This window comes from Enterobacter hormaechei subsp. hoffmannii (assembly GCF_001729745.1).
Classification (GTDB): Bacteria; Pseudomonadota; Gammaproteobacteria; order Enterobacterales; family Enterobacteriaceae; genus Enterobacter; species Enterobacter intestinihominis.
This window is the reverse complement of the sequence record NZ_CP017186.1, coordinates 1489215-1503783: the sequence shown is the minus strand read 5'-3', so window position 1 is coordinate 1503783 and position 14569 is coordinate 1489215. Positions and strand designations below refer to the sequence as shown.

At 55.8% G+C, this 14569-nt stretch carries 14 protein-coding genes; 3 read left to right on the top strand and 11 right to left on the bottom strand.

The features are described 5' to 3' along the window. Positions 1-20: 20 nt before the first annotated feature. From ltaE to BFV65_RS07045, 3 genes are all read left to right on the top strand, one after another. Positions 21-1022, top strand: a complete 1002-nt coding sequence (gene ltaE / locus BFV65_RS07055) for a low-specificity L-threonine aldolase (RefSeq protein WP_023305791.1) — start codon at positions 21-23, stop codon at positions 1020-1022. A gap of 10 nt (positions 1023-1032) precedes the next feature. Continuing rightward, the gene (locus tag BFV65_RS07050) at positions 1033-2469 is read left to right on the top strand and encodes an SDR family oxidoreductase (protein WP_045623357.1); all 1437 of its coding nucleotides are present in this window, start codon (positions 1033-1035) and stop codon (positions 2467-2469) included. 92 nt (positions 2470-2561) lie between these two features. Next, positions 2562-3575 (top strand): 3-beta-hydroxysteroid dehydrogenase, encoded by a 1014-nt coding sequence (locus BFV65_RS07045; RefSeq protein WP_022647600.1) that lies wholly within the window; start codon positions 2562-2564, stop codon positions 3573-3575. A 144-nt stretch (positions 3576-3719) separates the two neighbouring features. Here BFV65_RS07045 and BFV65_RS07040 read toward each other — a convergent pair whose 3' ends face one another. The 11 genes from BFV65_RS07040 to gspG form a co-directional block, all read right to left on the bottom strand. Continuing rightward, entirely contained in the window at positions 3720-5546 is a 1827-nt protein-coding gene (locus BFV65_RS07040) for a chitinase (protein WP_022647599.1), read from the bottom strand. A gap of 134 nt (positions 5547-5680) precedes the next feature. Further along, a complete protein-coding gene (gene iagB, locus BFV65_RS07035) occupies positions 5681-6121 on the bottom strand; it encodes a type III secretion system invasion protein IagB (RefSeq protein ID WP_023299704.1) in 441 nt (146 codons plus the stop codon). Positions 6122-6223: 102 nt separating this feature from the next. Beyond that, a complete protein-coding gene (locus BFV65_RS07030) occupies positions 6224-8926 on the bottom strand; it encodes a glycosyl hydrolase family 18 protein (RefSeq protein WP_069596400.1) in 2703 nt (900 codons plus the stop codon). A gap of 253 nt (positions 8927-9179) precedes the next feature. Beyond that, a complete protein-coding gene (locus BFV65_RS07025; RefSeq protein WP_069596399.1) occupies positions 9180-9977 on the bottom strand; it encodes a prepilin peptidase in 798 nt (265 codons plus the stop codon). Then, the gene (gene gspM / locus BFV65_RS07020; protein ID WP_022647595.1) at positions 9974-10459 is read right to left on the bottom strand and encodes a type II secretion system protein M; all 486 of its coding nucleotides are present in this window, start codon (positions 10457-10459) and stop codon (positions 9974-9976) included. The genes BFV65_RS07025 and gspM overlap by 4 nt, the downstream gene beginning before the upstream one ends. Next, on the bottom strand, positions 10456-11589 hold the full coding sequence (gene gspL / locus BFV65_RS07015) for a type II secretion system protein GspL (protein WP_023299701.1): 1134 nt from the start codon (positions 11587-11589) through the stop codon (positions 10456-10458). Before gspL ends, gspM begins: the two co-directional genes overlap by 4 nt. A gap of 15 nt (positions 11590-11604) precedes the next feature. Next, on the bottom strand, positions 11605-12615 hold the full coding sequence (gene gspK / locus BFV65_RS07010) for a type II secretion system minor pseudopilin GspK (protein ID WP_022647593.1): 1011 nt from the start codon (positions 12613-12615) through the stop codon (positions 11605-11607). Continuing rightward, positions 12612-13265: a type II secretion system minor pseudopilin GspJ gene (gene gspJ, locus BFV65_RS07005; protein WP_063163402.1), complete on the bottom strand. Its 654-nt coding sequence runs from the start codon at positions 13263-13265 to the stop codon at positions 12612-12614. The genes gspK and gspJ overlap by 4 nt, the downstream gene beginning before the upstream one ends. Beyond that, a complete protein-coding gene (gene gspI / locus BFV65_RS07000) occupies positions 13262-13642 on the bottom strand; it encodes a type II secretion system minor pseudopilin GspI (RefSeq protein WP_048966125.1) in 381 nt (126 codons plus the stop codon). The genes gspJ and gspI overlap by 4 nt, the downstream gene beginning before the upstream one ends. After that, positions 13635-14120, bottom strand: a complete 486-nt coding sequence (gene gspH / locus BFV65_RS06995; protein WP_023299697.1) for a type II secretion system minor pseudopilin GspH — start codon at positions 14118-14120, stop codon at positions 13635-13637. Before gspH ends, gspI begins: the two co-directional genes overlap by 8 nt. Continuing rightward, complete coding sequence (gene gspG / locus BFV65_RS06990; protein ID WP_023299696.1) at positions 14120-14569, bottom strand: type II secretion system major pseudopilin GspG; 450 nt, start codon at positions 14567-14569, stop codon at positions 14120-14122. The genes gspH and gspG overlap by 1 nt, the downstream gene beginning before the upstream one ends.

Genomic DNA, 14569 nt, shown 5'->3' with positions numbered 1-14569 from the left:
TTAAATGAAAGGGATGTGAAATGATTGATTTACGTAGTGATACCGTTACCCGTCCGGGCCGCGCCATGCTCGAAGAGATGATGGCCGCCCCGGTCGGGGACGACGTCTACGGCGATGACCCGACGGTCAACGAACTCCAGCGCTATGCGGCCGAGCTGAGCGGTAAAGAGGCTGCCCTGTTCCTGCCCACCGGCACGCAGGCTAACCTGGTGGCGCTGCTGAGCCACTGCGAGCGCGGCGAAGAGTATATCGTCGGCCAGGGGGCGCATAACTACCTGTACGAAGCTGGCGGCGCGGCGGTGCTTGGCAGCATTCAGCCGCAGCCGATCGATGCCGCGCCGGACGGTACGCTGCCGCTGGACAAAGTCGCGGCAAAAATTAAAGCCGATGATATTCACTTCGCCCGCACTAAACTGCTGAGCCTCGAAAACACCCATAACGGTAAAGTTCTGCCGCGCGAATACCTGAAAGCGGCATGGGATTTTACCCGCGAGCGCAAGCTCGGCCTGCACGTTGACGGCGCACGTATCTTCAACGCCGTGGTGGAGTACGGCTGCGAGCTGAAAGAGATCACCCAATATTGCGACTCGTTCACCATTTGCCTCTCTAAAGGGCTGGGCACGCCGGTAGGTTCCCTGCTGGTTGGCAGCGCGGACTACATCAGACGCGCCAACCGCTGGCGCAAAATGACCGGCGGCGGGATGCGTCAGGCGGGTATTCTGGCGGCTGCCGGACTGTACGCCCTGAAAAATAACGTGTCACGCCTGAAAGACGATCACGACAATGCGGCGTGGATGGCAGCGCAACTGCATGAAATCGGCGCTGATGTCATGCGTCATGACACCAACATGCTGTTTGTCCGCGTCGGCAATGAGCATGCTGCCGCGCTGGGCGAATTTATGAAAGCCCGAGGCGTGCTGATCAACGCCTCCCCGGTCGTGCGACTGGTGATGCATCTTGACGTTAACCGCGAGCAGTTGACCGAGGTGGTGAAACACTGGCAGGCGTTTTTACAGCGTTAAGGAGCATACCGTGCCGCAACGTATTCTGGTGCTCGGTGCCAGCGGGTATATCGGTCAGCATCTGACCACTGCGTTAAGCCAGCAGGGGCACCAGGTGCTGGCAGTGGCACGCAACACGGAACGCCTGCAAAAGCTACATTTGCCTGGCGTGACGTGTCACAACGTTGACCTTAACTGGCCGAAAGCGCTTCCTGCGCTGCTGGAAGGGGTCGATACGCTTTACTACCTTGTTCACAGCATGGGCGAAGGCGGCGATTTTATCGCCCACGAGCGTCAGGTGGCGATGAACGTACGTGATACGCTGCTGCAAACGCCGGTAAAGCAGGTGATCTTTCTAAGCTCGCTTCAGGCGCCTGAGAACGAGCAGTCAGACCATCTGCGCGCCCGGCAACTGACGGCAGAGACATTGCGAAGCGCCCGTATCCCCGTCACCGAACTGCGGGCAGGGATCATCGTCGGCGCGGGTTCCGCCGCGTTCGAAGTGATGCGCGATATGGTCTACAACCTGCCTGTGCTGACACCGCCGCGCTGGGTACGCTCGCGCACCACGCCCATTGCGCTGGAGAATTTACTCCACTATCTGGTGGCATTGCTGGATCATCCGGCGGCGGCGCATCGTGTGCTGGAGGCGGCTGGCCCGGAAGTGTTGAGCTATCAGGCGCAGTTCGAACATTTTATGCGGGTGAGTGGCCGCCGCCGCTGGCTGGTGCCCGTCCCCTTCCCGACCCGCTGGATTTCGGTGTGGTTTTTGAATGTGATCACCTCCGTGCCGCCGACGACTGCCAAAGCGCTTATACAGGGACTGAAACACGATCTGCTGGCGGACGATCGTGAACTGCGTGCCTTGATCCCTCAGGAATTGATCCCCTTCGACGATGCCGTACGCAATACGCTGAAAGAAGAAGAGAAGCTGGTGAACTCCAGCGACTGGGGCTACGATGCGCAGGCGTTTGCCCGCTGGCGGCCCGAGTACGGCTATTACCCAAAACAGGCGGGCTGTACGGTAAAAACCACTGCCAGCCTCTCAGCGCTGTGGGACGTTGTGAACCAGATCGGCGGCAAAGAGCGCTATTTCTTCGGCAATATCCTCTGGCAAACGCGCGGCGCGCTGGATCTGCTGGTGGGTCACCGGCTGGCAAAAGGCCGTCCTGCCGCCCCGTATCTGAACGTGGGCGATACGGTCGACAGCTGGAAGGTGATCATCGTTGAGCCGGAAAAACAGCTGGCGCTGCTGTTTGGCATGAAGGCACCGGGGCTGGGGCGGCTCTGCTTCACCCTTAAAGACAAAGGCGATCACCGCGAGCTGGACGTTCGGGCGTGGTGGCACCCGCACGGAATGCCCGGGCTGTTCTACTGGCTGCTGATGATCCCGGCACACCTGTTTATCTTCCGCGGAATGGCGAAAAGGATTGCGCAACTGGCAGAAGAAAAGCGGGAAAGTAATTAAATAAAACCCTTTTTCTTTCACCTTTCCCATTGCAACACATCGTAATTCACGAAAGAATGCGCACGAAATTCTTTTCAACACAGTGGATTGTTATGAAGGTACTGGTTACCGGGGCGACCAGCGGCTTAGGCCGAAATGCGGTCGAATTTCTGCGCAACAAAGGCATCAGCGTGAGGGCCACCGGTCGCAACGAGGCGATGGGCAAGCTCTTGCAAAAAATGGGCGCTGAGTTTGTCCATGCCGACCTGACGGAGCTGGTCTCCTCTCAGGCCAAGGTGATGCTCGCCGGTATCGATACGCTGTGGCACTGCTCCAGTTTTACCTCCCCGTGGGGTACCCAGGAAGCCTTCGATCTCGCCAACGTGCGCGCCACGCGCCGTCTGGGCGAATGGGCCGTCGCCTGGGGCGTGCGTAACTTTATTCATATCTCTTCCCCGTCGCTCTATTTTGATTATCACCATCATCGTGATATTCAGGAAGATTTCCGCCCTGCGCGCTTTGCCTGTGAATTTGCCCGCAGTAAAGCGGCTGGCGAAGAGGTGATCGACCTGCTGGCCCAGTCAAATCCGCACACCCGCTTTACCGTGCTGCGACCACAGAGCCTGTTTGGGCCGCACGACAAAGTCTTTATCCCGCGACTGGCCCAGATGATGCACCATTACGGCAGCGTGCTGTTACCGCGCGGCGGCGATGCGCTGGTAGACATGACCTATTACGAAAATGCCGTTCACGCCATGTGGCTGGCGAGCCAGCCGGAGTGCGATAAGCTGGTGTCGGGCCGCGCCTATAACATCACCAACGGCGAACCCTGTACCCTGCGCAGCATTGTGCAAAGGCTGATTGATGAGTTAAAAATCGACTGCCGGATCCGTTCCGTTCCCTACCCGATGCTGGACATGATTGCCCGCAGCATGGAGCGCTTTGGCAGTAAATCGGCGAAAGAGCCTGCGCTGACGCATTACGGTGTGTCGAAGCTCAACTTCGATTTTACGCTGGATATTTCTCGGGCGGAGAACGAGCTGGGGTATAAACCGATTATCTCGCTCGATGAAGGGATAGTGCGTACGGCGGCGTGGTTACGGGATCACGGGAAGTTGCACCGGTAAGCGTTCCAGCCTCATGTAGGCCGGGTAAGCGCAGCGCCACCCGGCAAAAAACAGAGAGTGCGGACTGATGCCCTCACCCCGGCCCTCTCCCACAGGTAGAGGGTGCAAACATTAAAACGGCAACCCGAGGGTTGCCGTTTGCTTTTACAGAGCCGTCCAGGCTTCAGCCCATGCCAGGCCTGCACCCGGCTCATAGTACGTCGGCGCACTGTTACACCAGCCGCTGTACGGGAACGGTTTGCACTGGAACAGTTTACCGTGGTTGTTCACGATATCACCGGCGTTGTACTTGCTGTTCGCGCTCCATGCCGGGTAAGACGTATCTTCTCCGGATGGCGTTGCCGCTTTCGCTTTCACGTTCAGCAGGTAAGACGTGGTGCTGCTCAGCTCGCCATCGCTGACGGTCAGGCTCACTTCATACTGCTGCGCCGTTGCAGACTCAGGCGCCTTAAAGGTCACCACCGCTTTATCTTCGCCGGTCACGGTCTGGCCATCCTGAGAACGCCAGGTGTAGGTCAGCTTGTTGCCGTCTGCGTCGGTAGAGCCTTCCGCGCTCAGAGAAACCTGCGCGCCCGCTTCAACGGCACCGATTGGGCCCGCAATCTGCGCAACCGGCGCGTGGTTCACCGCGACAGGTTCAACCGGAGTTTCATCCGGAACTGGCGCTGGCGTTGGGGCCGGCGTAACATCTTCAGAAGGTGTTGGCGTTGGCGTGACCGGGGTTTCGTCCGGCGTCACCGAGGAACCGTCGTCATTCACGATATTCACGTTATAGAACTTCTGCACGCACTTGCTGTAGTCGCCCTCTTTGAACGCGCTGAACGGTGTCTGATAGCCCACCAGCTGGCAAGAGTAAGTCTTGCCGTCCGGGGTATCCGCGCTCCATCCCCAGTCCTGTTCCCAGTAAATCTTCAGGGCGCCTGCGCCACCTTCGTCAAACTGCTTCATGTTGGCGCAACCCAACACTTCGTTCGCCGGAACAGGTACTTTCAGGTAGTTCGCAAATTCTTTGTAATACTTGATACGGTTCTGAGACTGCGCAATTTCAGTCGGGCCGCCGCACTCAACGCCGCCGTTGATGATCTGGGTTGTTACACCGAAGCCCGGGACCAGGCCGTTGGCTTTATCGTGATCGTTCGGCTGCCATGTACCGTCGATCACCTGCAACATGCTTGGTTTTGGCGGCTGTGGATAGGCGAAGAAGAAGATAGCACTGGCCAGGTTCAGCCAGGTGTCCGCCACCAGCTCAGGTTTATCGAGCAGGGTACGCACGTCGCCGTACATCGCTTCAGAGAATGGACCGTAGTTGTAGTTGTAGGACAACTGTTTCGCACCGCGTCCGAAATAGCTCAGGAAATCGCCGTCTTTGTCTTTACCGCAAGGCCAGGTCTGTCCCTGCCAGACGTCCGGGTTACATTCGCCGTTATAGCCGCCCTTTTGCCCTTCGCTCCAGCCCATTTCACGCACGTGGACCAGCGCCTGACGCCATTCGGCTTCCGGACGCCAGCTTTCGTGGCCGCCGGTTTCCTGGGCAAAGTGGGCAAACATGGTCGCCAGCTCTTTGCGGCAGATAGCGTCGCTGTCACGACCGTCGTTGTAGGTCTTACACAGCGCCGGGAATTTACCCACGGCTTTCAGGAAGTTGCTGTAGGTATAAGCCTGTGCACGCAGCGGGAAGAGATATTCCCAGTCGCTGGCTTTCACAATCCCTTCAACGCGTTTGACGTTGTCCGGGTTCGCCGCGCGGCCTGGCTCAATCAGTTCGACCTGCGCGTTGTCCAGGGTCTGAATAGTCTCTTTAACGGAGGCCATCAGCGGGAAGTTAGTGAGCTCATGCTCTTTCTTCGCCAGATCGCTGGCTTTCATGGTGTACGGCTCGCCGGTGGTCGCCTGCAAAGAGGCGGCCTGCGCCATAAAAGGTGCAACGCAAGCACCAGCAACAAGTACACTCAGTAACGTCCTTTTGTTCATTTCAGTTTTCCTGTTCGTTTCAAATTAAATGTTAATATCCCGGCTTAGGTATTATTCCGTTAATACATAAACCACATTCAGCTGTTTTCACTTTTCGAAGAACACCTTCAGGAATTCTTCAAAAATAAAAAACGTTAATCGCGTGCTGCTAATTTTAATTGCTGATATTTAGCCCAGACCTTATGGGCATATTTCATCCGCTGCGGATAATTCTCTTTCTTCAACCCGGCGTTATAAGCGCCTACCGCTTCCCAGTTATAGCCATATACTCTTATCATTCCGGAGAGAATGGAGGCACCCACCATGATGGAGGTACACGGCTCGGTCATTAAGCGATACTCATCGATGCCTCTGCTTTCCAGCGCGGTAAAATGCGAGCTGTTGATTTGCATCAGCCCGACATCCCGCGTGCCATCGCGGTTTTTCCCAACCGCGTACGGATTCATACCGGATTCCACATTCGCTATCGCGTACAGTAAATAAGGGTCGACATGATAATAACGCGCCGCTTTATCCCAACAGTTTGCCAGAGCACCCTGGCTTATTATTAATAACAACAAAATGAGCTTTTTCATTTTTACCTGCTGACTTTATTGGTTATTTCTCCTTAGAAACATCCTGTAAAATGAATTTTTAATTACTCCCCCTCAGAAGGGGGGAGTAATTAATGGGTTAGATTATTTGCAATCTGTTGATGCGCCTTCTTTTACCCATACGTCGCTATTTGCTGGGTTATCACCACGGGTCCACCATTTCGCACGGTAAACGTTACCTTCATAGGTGGTGGTGTCGCCGCCGTTGTAGACCAGGTCAGAACGCCAGTTCATCTTCACGTTGCTTACCAGCTCCCACGCGTCCATACCGAAGCCAGGCTGATTGCCCTGAGTCCAGTATTTCGCTTTCCACACGAGGTGGTCGAAGCTTACGGTATCGCCGTTGTTATAGATTTTGCTCGCGTCCCACGCAGCGTATTTGCTGGCGTTGGCATCGACAGGTGCGTCGCAGCTGCCGGTGGTATCGTCAGCTGGCGGGGTTACGTCGTCAGCTGGAGGGGTTACGTCGTCAGCCGGTGGTGTGACGTCATCGGCAGGAGGCGTTACCTCGTCAGCTGGCTTAGGCTCCACCGTCACCTGCACGTCAGACTGCACGCTGGTTTTACCGTCCGTCACAATAACGCTCAGGGTGTAGGAAGAGGTATTGTGCACTTCTGGCGCAGTGATGCGAACGTTGGCCGAATCAGTGCCGGTCGCGTTCATATCAGCCGGTACGCTCCAGCTGTAGGTCAGCGCGTCACCATCAGGATCGGATGCCTGTGCGTGCAGAGAAATTGCTTCACCGGACTGAACGGTAACGGCTTCCATGGCATTGATTATCGGCGCCTGGTTGGCTTTAGGCGCTTTATTCACAACCTGGACGTCAACAGCATTGCTCAGCCCTTTAGCGTCGGTTACGGTCAAACGGAAGACCAGGTTCTGGTCGCTTGTCACAGCCGGAACGCTAAAGCTGGCTTTTGCTTTGGTGCTATTGGCGATGGTCACAGAAGGGCCTGAAACCTGCGTCCATTTATAGGTCAGCGCATCGTCGTCCTGGTCGCTGGAAGCAGAGCCATCCAGGGTCACGGTTGCAGGACCGGTGACATTTTGATCGGCAGCTGAAGCCACTGGCGCATGGTTAGTCTCAACAGGCAGATCCGGGATGGAACTTCCGCCCAGCAGGCTTTCGTTCATGGCGTTCAGGATATCGCCGTTATCAGACTCGATAGACCATGCGAACAGTCCGCCCAGGTTTTTGTTCAGTACGTATTTGCCTTTCGCCATAACGGAACGGGCGTTATCGTACGTCACCAGCTCACCGGTGGACTTGTTGAACACGTACGGCGCTTCAGCCGCTTCGTCATATTTGTATTCCCAGCCCGGTTTGCCCAGCATCTGGTTGACGATTTGACGATAGTCAACGATACCGTTTTCCCATGTCCCTTTAATTGGTCCGGTTGCGGTGCCGGTAAATGGATTATCGCCGGTATAACCATGAACGCCGGTCCAGCCGCGGCCATACATACCTGCGCCTACCACGATCTTGCCTGGCTTAACGCCCTGCTCCAGCATCGCTTTCACCGCGTTATCGGTGGTGTAGTTAGTGTCTGGTTTCCAGGAAGCACCGTACAGGGCGGTCTGGTGGCCCAGATCGGTATTGCTCCAGGCACCGTAGAAGTCGTAGCTCATCAGGAAGATATGGTCGAGGTACTGCTGCGTGGTGTTATAGTCCACGTCTTCGATCTTATCTTTACCGGCACCGATTGCAGTAGTCAGCTCGTAGGTACGACCGGTTTCCGCAGACAGTTCATTCAGCATCTGACGCAGGTCGTGCATCAGCGCGGTGTAGGTGGCTTTATCGGTCTGAGGATTGCCGAGTTTGGCGTTTTCACCGCCGCCGCCCGGGAATTCCCAGTCAATATCCACGCCGTCAAACACTTTCCAGGTGGTCAGGAAGTCTTTTACCGACGCCACGAAACGGTCACGCAGTACTTTGTTATCCATCTGATAGAACGGATCGGACAGGGTCCAGCCACCAATGGATGGCAGAATTTTCAGGTCAGGATGGGCTTTTTTCATCGCCATCAGCTGCCCATAGTTACCTTTGTAGGGATCGTCCCAGTTGCTTACGCCTTTCTGCGGTTTCTGCAATGCAGCCCATGGATCGTGAATGGCCACGGTGTAGTCCTGACGGCCAGCACAGGCGCGTTTCAGGGATTCCAGTGCACCTGAAGATTTGGCGCTGTCGTTAATACCGTCGCCGCCGCAAATTGGAATAAAGCCGTACAGCAGGTGGTTAATGTTCGCGACCGGGATCTTATCCGCAGAGAAGTTTCGATCGTAAACGCCCCACTCAGGGAAATAGGCACCGACGACTTTATCGGTATGCTGAGCGAAAGCTTTGTTATTTTCCAGCAGCGGCGTATTTAGCGGCAGCAAATGGCTTCCGTCGGTATCCGCCACGATAATCAGTTTGCTTGCGCTTTTGGTACAGCCGCTGTCGTTACACAGTTCGACCTGTTCCTGATAGCGGCCCCCTTTTTTGACTTTGAAGGTCGCAGAACCCGCCGCGCTGCCCGCGCCGGTCCAGACGGTCTTGCCGTCCAGCAGCACTTTTGCAGACGTTGGGGCGTCACCGCTCCAGACGTTCCATTCTACTTTTACATCAACACCCTCTTTATGCACTTTGATGAGGTTGTTGTAATCCTGTGCCGCCTGATCCACTTCTACCAGCGCAAATTTATCATTGCCCGATGTAATAGAAGGCGTACCCGGCGCAGCTGCAAATGCGGAGCTGGTGGCCGCCGCAATAAAGAGCGCCAGATATTTTGGTTTCATAAATTTCATTTTTATTTCCTGATAAATTTATTTATAACGTAATAACCCATGCCTTCCGTGAGATCATGGATGCGTTTCGCGTAATGCGTATTTAACCAACGTGAGTGCCGTAAACAAAAAATTGTTGCTGCGCTGTATTCCTCCATAAAAAGATACAAGCCAAATCCCGTGTAGCTTATATCTCCTACGATACACCGAGCGTAAAGAGTCGTCCTTCTCTCCCAGCATCAAAAAGATTTATAAAAAACCTTGACCAGTATATTTAAAATGTGAAAGCAAACTGCTGACTAATAAACACCACGATTCCAGAAAAGGCGAGGTAAGGACCAAAAGAAATAGTGAGGTTATTTTTATTTAAATTATTGACGGCGAAATAACCGACAATACCGCTTAACGCTGCCGCCAGTTCAATGGAGGGTAATGCCTGCCAGCCGCACCAGGCGCCCAGCGCCGCCAGTAGCTTAAAATCCCCGTAACCCAGCCCTTCTCGTCCGGCGATCAGACGAAAAGCCCAGTAGAGCAGCCAGAGCGACAGATAGCCCGCCACCGCGCCAAACAGCGCATCACGTAGCGGCAATGTGTGGTCAATAGCATGGAGCACTAACCCCGCCCACAGCAGCGGCTGGGTCAGGCAGTCCGGCAACAACTGATGCTGCCAGTCGATCATGGCCAGCGGCAGTAAAAAAGCCGCCAGTAACCACAAAGAGAACAGCGCCTGAACGTCCGGCATGCACCAGGCCGTGATGCCAAAAAACAGCGCGGAGAACAGTTCCACCAAAAAGAGTCGCAGTGGGATCGCGCTGCCGCACTGGTAGCAGCGCCCCCGTAATAACAGCCAACTGAGCAGCGGGATATTTTCCCATGCAGCAAGCGTGTGCTGACACACCGGGCAGTGCGAGGCAGGAAAGAGCAGATTGCCGCTCCCCTCCTCATCCATCACCATTCCCGGTACGCGCTCGGCAACAACGCCGAGAAAACTGCCCATAATCCCGCCCAGGATAGCACTCATCATCGGGAAACCGAGCGGACAGGCCTCCCGCATCAGCGTGAAGGTATTCATGCGCTTTTTGACCAGGTAAGCTGCACCTGTGCTTTCACATCGCTGAGGTGGTCAACCGGCGTGAGGTTTATTTTTTGCAATGTCACGCCGGAGGTCTGATTAATTTCACGCAGCCAGCTTTTTAATTCATATACATTTACCCGATTCACCACGAACGATAAAGTTTGCCCCTCCTGGCGCACATCCGTCAGTGAAAGATTAATTTCATGAGCGCTGTTCTCGACCACCGTACGCGGATTATTCGTTTTAACTAACTGGACCTGAAGATGATTTTTATCAATTTCACTGCGCATCCAGTTGAGCGTCTCTTTTTGTCTTTTAAGCGTCGATTTACTATTTTGAATCATATTATCCAGGGGAATTACTCCTGTGTAATACACCGCAGCCCCCACAATGGCAACGGCACATATTTTTAAAATGATTTTTTCCCGGGCGCTGTAATTCTGATAGCGTGATTTCAGCTGCGCGATTCGCTCTTTCATTTATGTTTCCCTGCGATCATGGCGGTATACGGTTCGGTTGTTGAAACAGGTTGTAAGGTAAAATCAAAATTCTCACTGGTCTGGTTCACAAACGCCTGCAACGCGGGCTGGCTTTGCGCGCTAACGCTCAGCGTCAGGGTGTTTTGCTGCGCATCGTATTCCAGCAGATCGATCTCCATCGCAGGGACTGACTGCCGGGCTTTCTCCAGCTCCTCAAGCTGAAGAAAGAACCCCTTGCTCTGTTTTTTCAGGCTTTGGCCAAAGTGATATTTGATATTGGTCTGCTGGCGCATGCTGGGGAAATGGTGCTGATAAACCTGAACGATCTCCTGCTGAACCCGATTTTCCTGCTGCACCAGCATCCAGGCCATCGCAATGCGCGGCCCCAGCAGCAGACCAACGGACAGCAGGCCCGCCGCTATCATCGCTGCTTTCATGCTTTTTGCGGCCTGGCCATGACCGGCCTTAAGGCTGAATTCACCGTGAAGCAGATTCACACGACAGGTTTTCCACTGCGGCTGGATCAGCACCAGCGGGTGCTGCCAGGCATGCTGTACGTCAACGTGAACGTCCGCGGGCGCGTCGCCGTAGCAACACACTTCCCCGTCTCCGGCTTTCTGCATCAACAGCGGCAGCAGGGTTCCCTCCATTTCACCCGCCACGTGGGGAGATAAACGCAGCCAGTAGCCTTTATCCTGTGCGACCAGCGTGCTGCCCCCTGCCGCCACGGGCAGCAGCCAGGCATCAGGCAGGGCCTGAATCACGTTTAATCCGGCCTCGTGACAGCGGGTCAATGCCGCACGCAGGCGGTCGGCGTCAATGGCAACGGCGTCGACGTCAGCGCCTTTTTTGTAGAGCACTGTCCAGTGAAGGTTGTCCACGTCGCCAATCAGCGTCTCTTCCGCCATCCACGAGAAGGCCATCGCCTGAGAAGCCACCTTTTTCGGCAGCGTGAAATGGCGGAAAATCATGTCGCTGGCGGGCAGCAGGAGACAAACGCGTGTAGCCAGCGGGTGTTCGGCCAGCATCTCCAGGCTGTCGAGCACCTCGACGCGCTCGCTGCCGGACTCACAGCACATTATTTTCCCGCCCTCGCGGCTGTCGGGGCGAACAAAAAGTACCTGTTTCATAACGTTCTACTTTTCTTATTCAATCATTCGGTAACGACGCTGCCACGTCACGATCTCACCGGCTTCGTTATTCATCTGAAGCTGGCTGACCACGCGAAGCGTTAATTCATCGGTATTGCCGCTGTAATTCACGCGGAAGTACCGGCTGTTTATAGAAAATTGATCTGCCACCTGCGGGAGATCGTCTTTTAACTGCGGGAAGGTCTGCTCCAGCGCTTTGCTGAACGCGTCCATATTTTCCCAGCCCGATTCCGGACGTGTATCCAGCAGACGAACCGCGTCATCCTGCGTGAATTTTCCCGGAAACATGGCCGCCAGCACCACGGCCTGTTCCGGTTGCAGGGTGTTAACGTCCACCTTGCTGGCGGCGTCCGGCAGCGCGCATAAAAGCTTGCTCACCTTCGGATATGCCGTAACCGGGAACGCTGGCAGCAGTTTGATCTCCGCGATGCTGCGCATCATCTGGTTTGCCGGTTGCCGGGCGGGCACGACGCCAGCCCACGCATCGCTTTCGGCACCCTCTTTCGCCGTGGTGCTGTCACCATCGAGATAATCCACCAGCTGGAAATAGACCGCCTCCGCCGTGCCCGGACTGAGCCCGCTTTCCGTCAGGAGTTGTTCAACAATCCGCTCTTTACGCGGTTTTTCCGCCACCGCGGGAGCGCTTTGCCCCTGGGGCGCGACGTCGGCGGTCAACAGGTTATTGACGTTAAAGCAGTCCTGAGCGTCTTCCACCTGGCTCACGACCGTGTAGTCTTCTCCCTGCGTCTCCAGCGGCTGATGCCAGTCGCCGTCCAGCGCCAGCGGCTTGCTCTCGCCGCTGGCATCGGTCTGTAACCTGTCCTTCACCACTTTTTCCTGGGCCTGCATCGCCCAGCGCAGCTGCTGCTGGCTTATCTGATAATGCGTTTTCTGCAAATTACGGCAGAACTGCTGGCTGATTTTGGCGGCCAGCGCCGACATCATCACCAGCAAAATCAGCACCACCAGCAGGGCGACGCCCTTTTGTTGACGGATTCGGTTCATGGTCTGGTCTCCGGCGAAGGCGCAGGGGCTGCGTCCGGAGTCGTCGCAGGCGCGTCGGCGGCTTTCTCTGGGGCCGCGGCAGCGGCCACCTCCGGCATATCCCCCGGCGTGGTGAACACCCAGCGCCAGGTATCCCCGTTTTCCATCGTCAACGTAACCTCCACGCCGTCCGGCAGATGGGCGGCGTCGTGCCAGGATGTCAGCCAGCCCTGACGATAAAACCGCCACTGCAATGCTTTAACACCGCTGACAATCGGCACTTCGTCAGGCTTAACGTCCACCGGGCCGTCAATGACCGGCCAGACGTCGCGGTACAAACGCCCCTCTTCCAGCCGCCAGCGCACGCGCTCCAGCTGGACCGTTCCGCTCACGCCATTCAGGGTGGTCAGTTCAAGGGCATCGCCCTCCTGACGGAACCGCTCTGGCTCATTACGCGGCGCTCGCGCCTGTAGCTGGAAAAAGTCGCGCTCCATCAGACTCCAGCCGCGCTGAAGCTGGTTGAGCTTAGCGGCACTGGCATCGGTGGCCGAGCTGGTACGCATCGCGCCGTCCAGAATTTGCCAGGCCAGGGTGCTGATTACCGCGAAAATAGTCAGCGCAATCATGATCTCCAGCAGGGTAAATCCGCGCTGGCGTCGCGTTTTCTTCACTTGCTCTCTCCCGGCGGAATGATGTGCAGGGAAACAACCGGCTGGCTCTCATCGCCTTCCGCATAGACGCGAATGGAGTTCGCCCAGCCGTTGTCGGCGGTTTTCACCCGCTGCTTACGCCAGTTCCAGCTGCGCCCGCCCATGATTTCCGTCCCCTGCTGCTCAGCATCCGGGAAGTCGGTTTTGGTGAGTTGCGCTTCCGCCAGCTGATTTTCCGCCACCCAACTGGCCTGCAAGGTATCGGCCAGACCATGGGTAAAACGCACGTTCAGGGAGACCGAGTTCATTAGCGCCAGCGCGGAGGTGGAGAAAATCACCAGCGCGACCATCACCTCCAGCAGCGTCATCCCCTTTTGCTTTGTGTTGTCGTTAGCCATCGTTTTCTACCGATACCGGCGCCGCACCCTGCGACACCACGCGGAAATGGTGCTGTTTGTCGTAACTTTGCAGCGTCAGCGTAAAGCGGCTGATTTCACCGTCCGGTAAAAAGATCACCTGTGGCTCGGACGCCACCGTCGCGGCCAGGCGCTGCGGCGAGAGCGACACGTGCATCTCTTCCGGAAAATCACCTTTGGTGGTAATACGTCCGGCAGATAATGGCACCCAGTGACGCTCGCCATTTTTATCCGCGATCGTCACCAGCTGATATTTATCAGTGGCGATCACCAGCCCGACAATATTTCCGTCCATCACCGCACGGTCTGAACCATAATCAACGAGCGCTTTTAATTGCTGGCCAAATATATCCGCGCCGCTGCGCGAAGGAATGGTGGACACCACCATCATGGCGCAGCTGGCAAATATCACCAGCGCCAGAATAATTTCCAGCAACGTAAAGCCGCGTTGATTTTTCATTACTTCTCGTTCTTATCCAGAGACCAGTTGGTAATGTCATCGGCAGTATTCGCTTCGCCGTCCGGACCCGCAGAGAAAATGTCCACCGCACCGTGTTCACCTGGGCTGACCAGAATATAATCGCTGCCCCATGGATCCTGCGGCAGGCGGCGAATATAGCCATCCGCGCGATAGCCGTTCGGGATTGGTGCGATTTCCGGCTTCGTCACCAGCGCCTGCAAACCCTGCTCTGTGGTCGGGTAGCGGTGGTTGTCCAGCTTATACATATCCAGCGAGCCTTCGAGCGCGACAATATCGCTGGTCGCCTTTTGCGTATCCGCTTTTTCTTTATTACCCATTAAGTTTGGCACTACCATACTCGCCAGAACGCCAAGAATAACAATCACCACCATTAATTCGAGCAATGTGAAGCCCGCCTGGCGAGCCAGGTTTTTACGTTTTAGAGCCAT

What these genes read in the sequence shown, in the direction of transcription:
- ltaE (WP_023305791.1), top strand. Translation starts at nt 21, where the DNA reads ATGATTGATTTACGTAGTGATACCGTTACCCGTCCGGGCCGCGCCATG.
- BFV65_RS07045 (WP_022647600.1), top strand. Translation starts at nt 2,562, where the DNA reads ATGAAGGTACTGGTTACCGGGGCGACCAGCGGCTTAGGCCGAAATGCG.
- BFV65_RS07040 (WP_022647599.1), bottom strand. Translation starts at nt 5,546, where the DNA reads ATGAACAAAAGGACGTTACTGAGTGTACTTGTTGCTGGTGCTTGCGTT.
- iagB (WP_023299704.1), bottom strand. Translation starts at nt 6,121, where the DNA reads ATGAAAAAGCTCATTTTGTTGTTATTAATAATAAGCCAGGGTGCTCTG.
- BFV65_RS07030 (WP_069596400.1), bottom strand. Translation starts at nt 8,926, where the DNA reads ATGAAATTTATGAAACCAAAATATCTGGCGCTCTTTATTGCGGCGGCC.
- BFV65_RS07025 (WP_069596399.1), bottom strand. Translation starts at nt 9,977, where the DNA reads ATGAATACCTTCACGCTGATGCGGGAGGCCTGTCCGCTCGGTTTCCCG.
- gspM (WP_022647595.1), bottom strand. Translation starts at nt 10,459, where the DNA reads ATGAAAGAGCGAATCGCGCAGCTGAAATCACGCTATCAGAATTACAGC.
- gspL (WP_023299701.1), bottom strand. Translation starts at nt 11,589, where the DNA reads ATGAAACAGGTACTTTTTGTTCGCCCCGACAGCCGCGAGGGCGGGAAA.
- gspK (WP_022647593.1), bottom strand. Translation starts at nt 12,615, where the DNA reads ATGAACCGAATCCGTCAACAAAAGGGCGTCGCCCTGCTGGTGGTGCTG.
- gspI (WP_048966125.1), bottom strand. Translation starts at nt 13,642, where the DNA reads ATGGCTAACGACAACACAAAGCAAAAGGGGATGACGCTGCTGGAGGTG.
- gspH (WP_023299697.1), bottom strand. Translation starts at nt 14,120, where the DNA reads ATGAAAAATCAACGCGGCTTTACGTTGCTGGAAATTATTCTGGCGCTG.
- gspG (WP_023299696.1), bottom strand. Translation starts at nt 14,569, where the DNA reads ATGGCTCTAAAACGTAAAAACCTGGCTCGCCAGGCGGGCTTCACATTG.